Origin of the sequence: Oceanobacillus arenosus, from assembly GCF_003369575.1 — a bacterium.
Lineage (GTDB): Bacteria > Bacillota > Bacilli > Bacillales > Amphibacillaceae > Oceanobacillus > Oceanobacillus arenosus.
Genome location: NZ_PIOC01000014.1, coordinates 146791 through 159747 on the forward strand (window position 1 = coordinate 146791; position 12957 = coordinate 159747).

The 12957-nt window shown below is 36.8% G+C and carries 11 protein-coding genes; 2 read left to right on the plus strand and 9 right to left on the minus strand.

Features of this window, described 5'->3' with window-relative positions:
- Positions 1-4 precede the first annotated feature (4 nt).
- The 3 genes from CWR48_RS08855 to CWR48_RS08865 all read right to left on the minus strand — a co-directional run bounded on the left by CWR48_RS08855 (position 5) and on the right by CWR48_RS08865 (position 3694).
- On the minus strand, positions 5-1000 hold the full coding sequence (locus CWR48_RS08855) for a thiamine pyrophosphate-dependent dehydrogenase E1 component subunit alpha (RefSeq protein WP_115772875.1): 996 nt from the start codon (positions 998-1000) through the stop codon (positions 5-7).
- Positions 1001-1128: 128 nt separating this feature from the next.
- On the minus strand, positions 1129-2550 hold the full coding sequence (gene lpdA / locus CWR48_RS08860) for a dihydrolipoyl dehydrogenase (RefSeq protein ID WP_115772876.1): 1422 nt from the start codon (positions 2548-2550) through the stop codon (positions 1129-1131).
- 55 nt (positions 2551-2605) lie between these two features.
- Entirely contained in the window at positions 2606-3694 is a 1089-nt protein-coding gene (locus tag CWR48_RS08865; RefSeq protein ID WP_115772877.1) for a Leu/Phe/Val dehydrogenase, read from the minus strand.
- 536 nt (positions 3695-4230) lie between these two features.
- Between CWR48_RS08865 and CWR48_RS08870 the strand changes: the two genes are divergently transcribed.
- Positions 4231-4482 carry a DUF2627 family protein gene (locus CWR48_RS08870; RefSeq protein ID WP_115772878.1) on the plus strand — a complete coding sequence of 84 codons (252 nt, stop codon included), beginning with the start codon at positions 4231-4233 and terminating at the stop codon, positions 4480-4482.
- A gap of 137 nt (positions 4483-4619) precedes the next feature.
- Positions 4620-5975, plus strand: a complete 1356-nt coding sequence (locus tag CWR48_RS08875; protein ID WP_115772879.1) for an aspartate kinase — start codon at positions 4620-4622, stop codon at positions 5973-5975.
- Positions 5976-6042: 67 nt separating this feature from the next.
- On the opposite strand, the gene spo0A is transcribed toward CWR48_RS08875, so the two are convergent.
- The 6 genes from spo0A to CWR48_RS08905 form a co-directional block, all read right to left on the minus strand.
- A complete protein-coding gene (gene spo0A, locus CWR48_RS08880) occupies positions 6043-6822 on the minus strand; it encodes a sporulation transcription factor Spo0A (protein ID WP_115772880.1) in 780 nt (259 codons plus the stop codon).
- A 300-nt stretch (positions 6823-7122) separates the two neighbouring features.
- On the minus strand, positions 7123-8439 hold the full coding sequence (spoIVB, locus tag CWR48_RS08885) for a SpoIVB peptidase (RefSeq protein WP_115772881.1): 1317 nt from the start codon (positions 8437-8439) through the stop codon (positions 7123-7125).
- A gap of 306 nt (positions 8440-8745) precedes the next feature.
- Positions 8746-10455, minus strand: a complete 1710-nt coding sequence (gene recN, locus CWR48_RS08890) for a DNA repair protein RecN (RefSeq protein WP_115772882.1) — start codon at positions 10453-10455, stop codon at positions 8746-8748.
- A gap of 37 nt (positions 10456-10492) precedes the next feature.
- A complete protein-coding gene (gene ahrC / locus CWR48_RS08895; protein ID WP_115772883.1) occupies positions 10493-10942 on the minus strand; it encodes a transcriptional regulator AhrC/ArgR in 450 nt (149 codons plus the stop codon).
- A gap of 26 nt (positions 10943-10968) precedes the next feature.
- Positions 10969-11781 (minus strand): TlyA family RNA methyltransferase, encoded by an 813-nt coding sequence (locus CWR48_RS08900; RefSeq protein ID WP_115772884.1) that lies wholly within the window; start codon positions 11779-11781, stop codon positions 10969-10971.
- Positions 11782-12071: 290 nt separating this feature from the next.
- On the minus strand, positions 12072-12956 hold the full coding sequence (locus CWR48_RS08905; protein WP_115772885.1) for a polyprenyl synthetase family protein: 885 nt from the start codon (positions 12954-12956) through the stop codon (positions 12072-12074).
- Position 12957 lies beyond the last annotated feature (1 nt).

Genomic DNA, 12957 nt, shown 5'->3' on the forward strand with positions numbered 1-12957 from the left:
CCCCTTACATTTCTTCGTATACGTGTTTTAATGCATCTTCCGGTGCTGCATATGGAGCATTCTCAGCGTAATCAGTTGCTTCGTTGACAATGCTATCTATTTCGCGATTAAATTCTTGTTCTATTTCATTGGTCAACACGTCGAGTTCCCGCAAATAGTTTGCAAATGTAATAATCGAGTCCTTCTTCTTTGCTTCCTCAACTTCTTCCTTTTCACGATATGTGCGATCATCATCATCACTAGAATGGGCCGTAAATCGATCGGTTATTGCTTCGATTAAAGATGGACCCTCCCCATTTAATGCACGTTCCCTGGCTTGTTTGATTGCAGCATATACTGCTAATGGGTCAGTGCCATCAATGGTTTCCCCGAACATTCCGTAGCTTTTTGCCCGAATGGATACATTCTCACTTGCAATCTGTTTTTCAAATGGAACGGATATGGCATATTTATTATTCTCAACCATCGTGATTACTGGCAATTTATGCACGCCAGCAAAGTTTAAGCCTTCATGAAAATCACCTTGGTTTGATGATCCTTCCCCTAATGTTACAAATGAAACAAAATCCTGCTTTTCCATTTTCCCAGCTAAGGCAACACCAACCGCATGCGGTATTTGCGTTGTAACTGGAGAAGACCCTGTGATAATTCTGTTTTTCTTTTGACCAAAATGGCCCGGCATCTGTCTGCCAGCTGAATTCGGATCCTCCGCCTTCGCAAAGGCGGAAAGCATTAAATCCTTTGCAGTCATCCCAAACGCTAAAACAACCCCTAAATCACGATAATACGGGGCAACATAGTCTTTCTGTCTATTTAATGCGAAAGAGGCACCAACCTGTGCTGCTTCTTGTCCCTGACAAGAAATAACGAATGGAATTTTTCCTGAACGGTTTAATAACCACATTCTTTCGTCGACTTTCCTGGCAAGTAGCATCGTTCTATATATTTCAAGTACATCAGCATCCGATAATCCGAGTGCATCATGGCGATTAATAGTCATCGACGATTCCTCCTTTATTTATCTAACATTACACATAGTATTCGTATTAATGAAAGGACTTCGTAAAGCTAAAATAAGCAGTAATATCATTGGGGTAAGGAACTAGCCCCCAATGATAATCTGTTCATCTATCCGTGTATTTGCAATCCTCCAACCGCTAATGCGGCCTCACCCATTATTTCTGAAAGAGATGGGTGTGGATGGATTGTATGCGCAATTTCCCATGCAGTTGCATCGAGCACTTTTGCAATTCCTGCTTCGGAGATTAGATCTGTTACATGTGGACCAACCATATGGATTCCTAGTAAATCATTTGAGTTCCTATCTGTAATAATTTTTACAAACCCATCCGATTCACCATAGACGAGCGCTTTACCGATTCCATTAAATGGAAATGCGCCTATCTTTAGATCATGTCCTTTTTCTATTGCTTCTTTTTCGGTATATCCAATGCTTGCTACTTCTGGATTCGAATAGATACATGTTGGCACATTATGATAATCGATTGGATATGGACTTTCATTTGCCATATGCTCCACTGCGATTATTCCTTCACGTGATGCTACATGTGCTAATTGCATCCCACCAATTACATCCCCAATCGCATATATATGGGAATCCTTTGTCTGATAGTATTGATTCGTTTGGATATATCCTTTTTCTAAATCGATATCGGTATTTTCAATACCAATATTAACGGTATTTGCTTCACGACCAACAGAAACAAGCATTTTCCCTGCCGTAAATGACTGTATCTCTCCATTCACTTCTGCATCAATTGTAACCTGTGCTTCCTTACGAATGGTATCTGCTAAAACTTTAGCACCCTTGACAAATGTAATTCCCTTTTTCCGCAAAAGCTTTTCAACCTCTTTTGCAATTGCTACATCTTCTGTAGGCAAAATCTGTTCTAGAAATTCTAGAACGGTAACTTCTACACCAAAGTCCGCAAGCATGGAGGCCCACTCGATTCCAATAACACCACCACCAACAATAAGTATCGAGGTTGGTAATGAATCCATTTCTAATGCTTCATCAGATGTCATGACAAACGTTCCATCGATTTCCAACCCTGGAAGAGATTTTGGTTTCGAACCAGTGGCAATTAATACATTTTTAGGGATTAGCATCGTATTTTCATCACCATTTTCATATTCAACCGAAATGGTTCCTGGAATTGGTGAAAAAATGCTCGGTCCTAAAATGCGACCAAATCCTTTATAAATATCAACCTTGCCTTTTTTCATCAGACTTAATACACCTTGATGTAATTTGTCGACAACATGTTGCTTTCTTTCCTGTACCTTTGAAAAGTTTAATGCCGTATTTTCTGTTTCAATTCCATATGCACTCGCTTCTTTTGTTTGCCTAAAAACTTCAGCACTGCGAAGTAATGCTTTGGAAGGAATACAGCCACGATGTAGACAAGTACCACCAAGTTTTTCCTTTTCAACTATTGCTACCTCTAACCCTAATTGTGCAGCTCGAATTGCAGCGACATATCCCCCTGTACCTCCACCGAGAATAACTAAATCATAATCTTTCGCCATATAATGAGCTCCTTTGCTTAAGTGGATAAATGAGTAAAATAAACATCTCGTAAAATTATCTTTTTCTACTTAATATATGATGCTCGTTTAATAAGAATTGATTTCGAGAGTTTCGTACGGATTGAATTCTTTCTTCAGCCATTCGATCTGCTGCAACATATGTAGGAATATTATCACGTCTAGATATCTCAAATACTTTTGCCAAGCTATCATAAATTGTTTCCACTTTTTTAAGTGCACGGCTTTGATCATAGCCAGTCAGTTCATCTGCAACATTGATTACTCCGCCAGAATTAATAACATAGTCGGGTGCATAGACGATCCCTTTTTCGAAAAGAATATCGCCATGAACGCTTGATTTAAGCTGATTATTTGCAGATCCTGCAATCACCTTAGCTTTTATTCTTGGAATCGTATCATCGTTAATTGTCGCTCCTAATGCACATGGAGCATAAATGTCACATTCAACATCATAAATATCATCTGGGCCAACTGCAGTAGCACCGAAAGCTTCTACTGCACGATTAACCGCAGCTTGATTAATATCGGTTACAATCAATTTCGCGCCTTCCTTGTGCAAATGTTCACAAAGTGCAAAGGCTACATTACCGACACCTTGTACTGCAACTGTCTTACCCTCTATAGAATCATCGCCATATGCTTCTTTAGCAGCTGCTTTAATTCCTTTATATATCCCATAGGCAGTAACTGGGGATGGGTTACCGGATGAACCAGAAAGACCTGCTACATAGTCTGTTTCTAAATGAATTAAATCCATATCATCAACGGTTGTCCCAACATCCTCCGCTGTGATGTAACGACCATTTAATCCTTGGATATAACGTCCGAACGCTCGGAACATTTCTGGATTCTTATCTTTTCTAGGATCGCCAATAATAACTGTCTTGCCGCCGCCTAAATTTAGCCCAGCAGCTGCGTTCTTATATGTCATTCCCTTCGCTAAGCGGAGTGCGTCTTCAATCGCATCTTCCTCAGATTTATATGTCCACATTCTTGTTCCTCCTAATGCAGGTCCAAGAGTCGTATCGTGAATTGCAATAATCGCTTTTAATCCAGAATTTTTATCTTGACAAATAACAAGTTGTTCGTAATCGTATTTTTCCATATAAGTAAAAATTTCCATGGTAGTACCTCCTATTAGTAGTTAATATTATATATTGATTTTGAGAATATGTACAAGATATTGACGTAGATTCGAAATTCCTATTATCAATAACGTATGAAAAACTTGAAGTGTAACCGCTTTACCCTAGGATACATAACAAAGAAAAAGAATGCAATCCAAAAACAAATATACGAAATAATCGGCTAACTTCTTATTGGTTTCTGTATTACATATAGTGCGATCTAACCTAGGATGGTATTTGTTTCCTTGGTCTTCTTCCCTCAGGTGTATCCGTGTATTTCTTCCGCTGGGATAGTACAGAATCTAGCCAAGACAGAATGGTAAACCCACTAACTATCGACTGTGCATTATCATAGCTTCCATTTAACTTTTAAGATTAAGTTTTTATATTTATATCATACTTTAGAAATGCTTGTTTAGCAAAAAAAATTTATACCTGGTCCTAATTTCTCCTGATATTTGAAACTTCACTTTATCCGGAATTTTGATATAATTACTTTAATAGATCGTTATGTGATTAGAGGGAGTATTTAATGATTAGAATTATCGCCTTGTTACTATTATTTATACCTGGTATTGTTACTGTCTTTGGGATTAAGATGATGCGTGATTCTTTATTTGCGGACTTTTATCCTATTTTCATTAATCCAGGGATTCAATTCGTCGTTGGTTTACTATTTACAATTGGCGGAATTGCATTTCTTGGTGGATTTGTTATTTACCGGGACCGAAAAAAAGAACGTACCTCGAAAGAAGTTAAGCCAGATAAAGTGAAGCTTCACTAAGTGGGGTCTTACAGCCAGTTAATTCGGGATAAACTTGAAAAAGATGGGTAATTCCATCTTTTTTTATTCTTTTAACTGAAAATGCCGAGAATTATGGTATGATAGGAAAATATTAATGTTGTTCAGGAGGATTTGGGATGAAGGTAGCAAAGTTTGGTGGCAGTTCATTAGCAAATGCAACACAAATAAAAAAAGTTGGCGAAATCATAAAAAGTGATCCAGAAAGAAAATTTATTGTCGTTTCCGCACCTGGAAAAAGGCATCAAACAGATACAAAGATGACCGATTTACTTATCCAAATGGGAAATTCCTATTTAAATGGATTACAATACGAAACCAATTTAAAATTAATAATGGATAGATTTACAGAAATCATTGAGGAGTTAAATCTTTCAAACGAATTATTAATTGAATTTGAGACGATGATAAAAACGGTATTAAATGCAGAACAATCGAATGCGGATAAATTAGATGCAATAAAAGCAATTGGCGAGGATAGTTCAGCAAAAATTGTGAGTGCATATTTACAAAGTATGGAAATTGACGCACATTACATAAACCCGCTGGATGCTGGTATCATTGTCAGTGACGAGCCGGGAAATGCACAAATTTTACCAGGAAGCTTAGCAAAGATTTATACATTACATGAAAAAGACGGAGTATTGGTTATACCGGGCTTCTTTGGCTATACAGAGCAAGGAAAACTAACAACATTCTCAAGAGGTGGTTCCGATATCACTGGTTCGATAATAGCTGCAGGTGTTAAAGCGGAGTTATATGAGAACTTTACCGATGTAAACTCGGTCTATTCCGTTAACCCCAATATCGTAAACGATCCGAAAGAAATAACAATTTTAACCTATAAAGAAATGCGTGAATTATCGTATGCTGGTTTTTCCGTTTTTCATGATGAGGCATTAATTCCAGTAATTAAAGAAAAGATACCCATCTGTATTAAAAATACTAATAATCCGGATGCGAAAGGAACTTTCATTGTTTCTGAAAGGGAAGTAAAGGAAGATGAGTGTGTATCTGGTATTGCTAGTGACACTGGCTTTTGTAGTTTATATGTTAGTAAATATTTAATGAACCGTGAAATCGGATTTGGGCGGAAATTATTAGGTATTCTAGAAGCTGAAGGAATTTCTTTTGAACATGCTCCCTCAGGGATTGATGATATGTCTGTTATCATTCGCGAAAGAAATATTTCCCCTTCTAAAGAGGCAATCGTTATTAACAGAATAAAAGAAGAATTACATCCCGATATGGTTAGCCTACACCGTGGCATCGCAATTATTATGGTCGTCGGTGAAGGTCTTGTAAATACGATTGGTGTAGCCCACAAAGCAATTGCAGCATTAACGGAAGCTAGGGTAAATATTGAAATGATTAACCAAGGTTCATCAGAAGTCTCAATGATGTTCGGTATTCAATCAACTGATATGGACCGTGCAATTAAATCAATATACAATGCATATTTTGTAAAAAAATAATTAGAAATTAATAAAAGTATTCCTTCACTGGAATACTTTTATTAATTTCTTACTACCCCACCTGTTGTTAAGAAGCTCGATTCTCTAAGCGCAGCCGATCTGCGACCATTGCGATAAATTCTGAGTTTGTAGGTTTTGCTTTTGAAATATTAATGGTATAGCCAAATAAAGCCGAAATTGAATCGACATTTCCTCTGCTCCATGCAACCTCGATTGCATGACGAATCGCTCGCTCTACTCGTGACGCAGTCGTATTGAACTTCTTCCCTATCTCAGGGTAAAGCACCTTTGTAATCGATCCCAAAAGCTCGATATCATTGTACACCATTGTGATCGCTTCTCTTAGATACATATATCCTTTTATATGTGCTGGAACGCCGATTTCATGAATAATATTCGTAATGCTTGCTTCTAAATCTAATTTCTTTTTATCTTTTTTCGTACCTTTGTTCATTCTAGCATTAACAGTGTAATTACCTTTTACCTGGCGAATTTGATCTCCTAAATTATCTAGATCAAATGGTTTTAAAATAAAATAAGATGCCCCAAGATCGACTGCCTTCTTCATAACCTCTTCTTGACCAAATGCAGTAAGCATAATTACATTCGGTGTTGGTTGATTATCTTTGTTCTTAATTGTCTGAAGCACTGCCAAACCATCGATATGTGGCATGATAATGTCTAATATTAATACATCCGGTTCTAATTCATCTAACAGCATTAAACAATCCCTGCCATTATATGCTTTGCCAATAACCTCAATATCTGATTGTTCCTCAAAATACTCTTCCATCATTTGCACAAGTTCCTTATTATCATCAACTAATACAATACTAGTTTTTTCCAAAGTTGTTCCCCCTTTAATATATGTAACGGTTAATGCTATCCTAATTTACTTATTCTACAAAAATTGCGAATATCCTTTTTTTATTTCAAAAAGGATTAAATAATTTTCCTTTTGCTATTATTTCCCTAAATCCGTTAAAATGAAGTGGAATAAACGACTTTTTTAGAAAGCTTGGTTGTCACCAAGCTTTTCGGTGACAGCCTTAGTTGCACTTATGCAACAGAAGAAAGTTTTATACTTTCTTCTCTGCCAAAAAAAAATACTTGTAATGGAAGAACCCACTACAAGTTGGTTGATTGGTTAGCTTGCCTTTTTACTGTTTTGATAAATATTAATACCTGCATCCTGTAACATCCATTCAATATGGACACCGTAACCTGATGTCGGATCATTGACAAAAACATGGGTTACGGCACCAATTACTTTCCCATTCTGAATAATTGGGCTTCCACTCATCCCTTGTACAATTCCACCTGTTCGTTCTAATAATTCTGGATCTGTTACTTTAATAACCATCCCTTTTGTTGCCGGAAACTTCTGCGCAACACTACTAACGATTTCCACATCAAACGCTTCTACTTTCTCATTCTCTATAACGGTGAGAATTTTTGCCGGACCCTCTTTAACTTCATGTGATAATGCAATTGGCATTGGTTCTTTATATTTTTCATTTTCGATTGCATGATGCAGTTCACCAAAAATGCCAAATGGACTATTTTTCGTTATCGTCCCAAGTTGATTATTCTCGATTGAAAAACTTGCTTGTTTCTCACCAGGCGTCCCATTATTCCCTTTTTCAATTGCTGTGACAGAAGAACGTACAATTGTTCCATTGTAGATCTCAATTGGTTTTTTCGTATCCATATCTGAGATGACATGCCCTAAGGCACCGTATTTTTTCGATTTTGGTTCATAAAAGGTCATCGTTCCAATTCCAGCAGCAGTATCCCTAATATATAATCCAATTTTATATTGATTATTTTGTTTATCAAGCTCTGGATGGAGTGTTGTTTGGATTTCTTCCTTTCCACGCTTAATCGTAACATTTAAGTCGCGATTAACCTTACCTGCTTGATCTACATAACTTTTAATTTCATTCATTGATTTAATTGGTTTGCCATTAATTTTTAGGATGACATCACCAACATTAATATTCGCAACTTCACCTGGTGATTTTCCTCCATCCATCCCATTTACAAGATGATGCCCAACTACGAGAACACCAAGCGTGTGTAATTGAACACCAATGGATTGTCCGCCAGGCACTACTCTAATATCATCTAATACAGATAGGTCTACTTTCTTGATTGGTATCCCAGAAACTTCATATACTAACTCACTCTTGCCAGGTTCCTTCGCATAAAATTCGGAGGAATCGATGGCAAGTACACTTTCATCTGATGATGCCACTTCAACATTCTTACCCAACATTGGTACATCAACTGCTTCTTCGTTTTGAAAGGTTACAAGTTCATTGGGTATTGTCAAATATTTCTGCACTGGGGTAGACAGAGGGATTGCAATACATGCAATCAGGAGTATAACGCCAATACAAATTCGAATCGTATTCAAATGTTTACTCAACCGTTTCACACTCCTATATCTAACCCATACCATTCTCTTTCTATAGACATAATTTGACCTAATAACGGTGTTTTTAAACTGGATAAACCTATGAAAACTGTTTAAGATTACCTCTGAATTCTTCAGAAAAAGATGTATAAGCCGTTATATAAACATATAGCATTTATGTATATTTATTATTGGCAACTAATTCCTATTTCAACACAAAATCGGTTATGTTGTATTTTTATTTGTGAGTAACTAAAAAAAGCCAAAAGCTTGATTCTGTATGTCATTCATTCCATTTTTCGGAAATTAAATGTCTACTCTAGCTTCTGACTTTATTCGTAATATTATACTTCACTTTGCTTTAAATGATGATGCGAGTTCGAGTAATTCCTTTGCATGTTCCTTCGCAGTATCGGTTAATTTTGTTCCTGTAATCATCCGACTTAATTCATTGATTTGCTCATTTACCGTTAATTCTTGCATCTTCGTAATCGTACGATTATTTTTCTCTACTTTTTTAATGAATTTATGCGTATCTGCCATTGCAGCAACCTGCGGCAAGTGTGTAATACAGAGAACTTGTGACTCAGTGGAAATTTGATAAATTTTTTCCGCTATTGCTTGGGCGACACGACCACTAACACCTGTATCTACTTCATCAAAAATAACACTTGTAACGCCTTGATGTTTTGCAAAGATTTTTTTTAGTGCAAGCATTATCCTTGACAGCTCTCCACCAGAGGCCACTTTACTTAGCTCTTTTAATGGCTCCCCCGGATTTGTTGAAATCATAAAACGAATTTGATCGAATCCATCCTTTGTTAGGACATATTTTCCTTCTTCAAAATAACTTCCTTCGTTATCAAAGGAAATCGCAAACGAAGCTTTTTCTAAGTATAACCCTTTAAATTCCTTATAAATGGCTTTCGTTAACGATTCTGCAGCTTTCTTTCTGATGTCGTGAAGCTGAACCGCTTCAAGGTATGCATCCTTTTCCGTCTCTTCTATTTGTTTATTTAATGCAGAAAGATGGGAATCTTTATTGGTAATTTGTTCTAGTTCTTCCTCAACCTTGGCCATGTATTCAAGCATTTCCGATACATTTGTTCCATACTTTTTCTTCAACCGATTGATTTCATTTAGACGTGTTTCTATTTCATTCAAGCGCTCCGGATTATACTGTAGCGATTCGACTTGAACACGGATCGTATATGTAATTTCTTCCAATGCATAATAATGATTTGAAATTTCTTCCGCCTTTTTCGTAATAAAAGGGTCGTATGCTTTACTATCTTGTAATGCCAATTGTGCTTGGTTGAGCCATTCCAATCCTTTTTGTTCGCCATAAAGCGCATTATACGAATCCTGAAGGGCTTGATAGATCCGTTCAAAATTGACAAGCGAACTTCTTTCTTCCTCAAGCAAAACATCTTCATTCGGTGAAAGGTTTGCCTGTTCTAGCTCTGTTTTTTGAAATTCTAATAAGTCTAGGCGATGTGCCATTTCTTGCTCATTTTCACTTAGCTTTTTATAACGTGCTTTCAAAGTTGTTAGTTTGTCATATAAATGATGATACTCTTCCTTCACCTTCACCATTGATTTTGGATCATACGTATCAAGTAAATCCAAATGATGATCTGGATTCATTAATGATTGCGTTTCATGTTGACTATGTATATCAATCAATGTCTTGCCGAATTCCCGTAATATCGCCAGTGTAACGAGCTTACTGTTGACACGACAAATACTCTTACCTGAAACAGTAATCACTCTTTCAAGTACAACCTGCTCATCTTGAATTTCAATCCCAAATTGCTTGCCAACCTGATATATCGCATGTTTTTTATTTGGAATAATAAATAGGCCTTCTATCTCCGCTCGTTTCGCACCATGCCGGACAAATTCGACTGATCCTCTTCCACCAGCTAATAATTGTATTGCATCGATGATAATTGATTTTCCAGCCCCTGTTTCCCCTGTTAACACAGTCAAACCATCATTAAAATTAATTGAAATTTCATCGATTATTGCAAAATCACGAATCGATAATTCTGTCAGCATGTTCCCCTTCACCTCAATCCGAAAAAATACATTATAATCACAGCATACCTATAAAACGTTCCTGAAGGGCAATCGCTTGTTCTTCTGTTCTACAAATGATTAAGCAAGTATCATCCCCACAAATCGTTCCCATTATCTCTTCCCAATCCAGATTATCAATTAGCACCCCCATTGCTTGTGCATTACCTGGCAAAGTTTTTAATACAATAAAATGACTAGTATGATCAATTTTCACAAATACATCAGCAATTAGGCGCTTTAGCTTGTCAAACGGATTAAATCGTGAATCTGCAGGTAAACTATACTTATATGTCCCATTATTTGTTGGAACTTTAACCAATTGCAGTTCTTTAATATCTCTAGAAATGGTTGCCTGTGTTACATTTTTACCCAATGAACGTAAATGCTCAACAAGCTCATCTTGTGTCTCAATTTCATTTTCAGAAATTAATTCGCGAATTTTTAAATGACGCTGAATTTTACTCATGTTACACCTCTAATATATATTCTTTCCTATTTAAGTGAGGAATGGGCATCCTCAACAATGCTATCGATCTCATTGATAACAACTTCTCGGTGATTGATCCCAGTCTTCCAGCCAAAATGGGCTAGGAATTCAATATTCCCTTCTCCCCCTGTAATCGGTGAATAGGTTAAATTAATTAATTCATATCCCTCATCATTGGCAAAGCCTATCATTTGACGTAGAACCTCTTGATGCACGTTTTTATCGTTTACAATACCCTTCACACCAACCTGTTCTTTCTTAGCCTCGAATTGCGGCTTTATCAAAACAATGACATCGCTATTCGGTGCTATTAATTGGTTAAGTACAGGCAATATTTTTTTTAAGGAAATAAAGGAAACATCAACAGATGCCAGATTAGGTATGCCTTTATGAAGCATATCCGCTGTCACATATCGAAAATTGGTGCGTTCCATTACAACAACCCGGTCATCATTTCTCAATTTCCAGTGTAATTGATTATAACCAACATCAATCGCGTAGCTGAGCTTTGCCCCATTTTGTAAAGCGCAATCGGTAAAACCCCCTGTTGAAGAACCAACATCAATTAGAATTTTACCCGCTGCCGAGATATTAAATTTGCTCAATGCTTTTTCTAATTTCAATCCACCACGACCGACATATGGAATGGATTTTCCTTTTATCGTTAATGGAATACTTTCATCCACTTTCATACCTGGTTTATCTAAACGCTCCTGCTTGGTAAACACAAGTCCAGCCATAATGACTCGCTTTGCCTTGTCACTATTTTCTATTAAATTTCGTTCCACTAATAATTCATCCAACCGTTTTTTGCTCATTCGCGTTAACCCTTTTCCCATGTCACTGTATTATTTTATCACGCATTAACGGGCTGCAATACTCCCGCCTCTAAGCGTGAATAAAACAAAAACGTGAAGGAGGGGGATAAAACAGAACAGCCCGTAATTTCCTGATTCTGTTCAACTTCATATCCTTACTATATCAAATCCAACATCTTTTAGACAAATTAAACACTAAATACATCCGCCTTTTTTTCGATTAAGCCAACATTAACAGCCGTTTACACGAACGTGAAACGGCTGGAATAGAATACTATAGATTACATTGTCTAGTGGTCCCGTTTACTGAAGTGCTCGGTTAAGTCCATTAAATAAGAATCTTCTACTTTTGCTTTTTTTAGTGCATTCTTTGCTCTTGCTACATATCGCTGTTTCAATTCGATCGCACCATCAATTCCAAGAAGCCTTGGATACGTGCTCTTCATACTTTTTTCGTCACTGCCGATTCTTTTTCCTAGCTTTTGTTCGTCTCCAGTAACATCGAGAATATCATCCTGTACTTGGAAGATCAAGCCTAAATAATAAGCAAATTCCTCGAGATACTGTAATTGGTCCTTTGTCGCATTTCCTAAATATGCCCCAGTATAGATTGCAAATTTAATTAATTCGCCTGTTTTTAACTCATGAATTTTTTCAAGTTCTTGCAAGGTAACTTCGCTATTTTCTGCCTGCATATCTAATATTTGTCCAGCGACCATTCCATTTGGACCACTCGTCTTGGAAAGCAACTTAATAATCTCGATTTTTTGTTTATCAACTAGTAAAGGGTCATTCACAATAACCTCAAAGCTGTACGTTAATAATGCATCCCCAGCTAAAATTGCTGTTGCTTCATCAAATACTTTATGGTTAGTTAGTTTACCACGACGATAATCATCATTGTCCATTGCTGGTAAATCATCATGTATTAGTGAATACGTATGAATCATTTCAAGAGCAACACCAGAGGATAGTACTTTATGATAATCCACTGCGAATGCTTCATAGCTCGCGATTAATAAGATGGGACGAAGCCTTTTACCACCAGCGTTCATCGAATAGAGCATGGAATCCTTTAATGGTTTAGGAATCTCTAATTTCTCAAGTTGCTTCGCTATTTCTTGCTCGATAATCGTTATATAATGGTCCATATATTCCGTAAGATTTACTGGCACG

What these genes read in the sequence shown, in the direction of transcription:
- CWR48_RS08865 (WP_115772877.1), bottom strand. Translation starts at nt 3,694, where the DNA reads ATGGAAATTTTTACTTATATGGAAAAATACGATTACGAACAACTTGTT.
- CWR48_RS08900 (WP_115772884.1), bottom strand. Translation starts at nt 11,781, where the DNA reads ATGAGCAAAAAACGGTTGGATGAATTATTAGTGGAACGAAATTTAATA.
- CWR48_RS08855 (WP_115772875.1), bottom strand. Translation starts at nt 1,000, where the DNA reads ATGACTATTAATCGCCATGATGCACTCGGATTATCGGATGCTGATGTA.
- ahrC (WP_115772883.1), bottom strand. Translation starts at nt 10,942, where the DNA reads ATGAGTAAAATTCAGCGTCATTTAAAAATTCGCGAATTAATTTCTGAA.
- CWR48_RS08875 (WP_115772879.1), top strand. Translation starts at nt 4,620, where the DNA reads ATGAAGGTAGCAAAGTTTGGTGGCAGTTCATTAGCAAATGCAACACAA.
- recN (WP_115772882.1), bottom strand. Translation starts at nt 10,455, where the DNA reads ATGCTGACAGAATTATCGATTCGTGATTTTGCAATAATCGATGAAATT.
- spoIVB (WP_115772881.1), bottom strand. Translation starts at nt 8,439, where the DNA reads ATGGTATGGGTTAGATATAGGAGTGTGAAACGGTTGAGTAAACATTTG.
- CWR48_RS08870 (WP_115772878.1), top strand. Translation starts at nt 4,231, where the DNA reads ATGATTAGAATTATCGCCTTGTTACTATTATTTATACCTGGTATTGTT.
- lpdA (WP_115772876.1), bottom strand. Translation starts at nt 2,550, where the DNA reads ATGGCGAAAGATTATGATTTAGTTATTCTCGGTGGAGGTACAGGGGGA.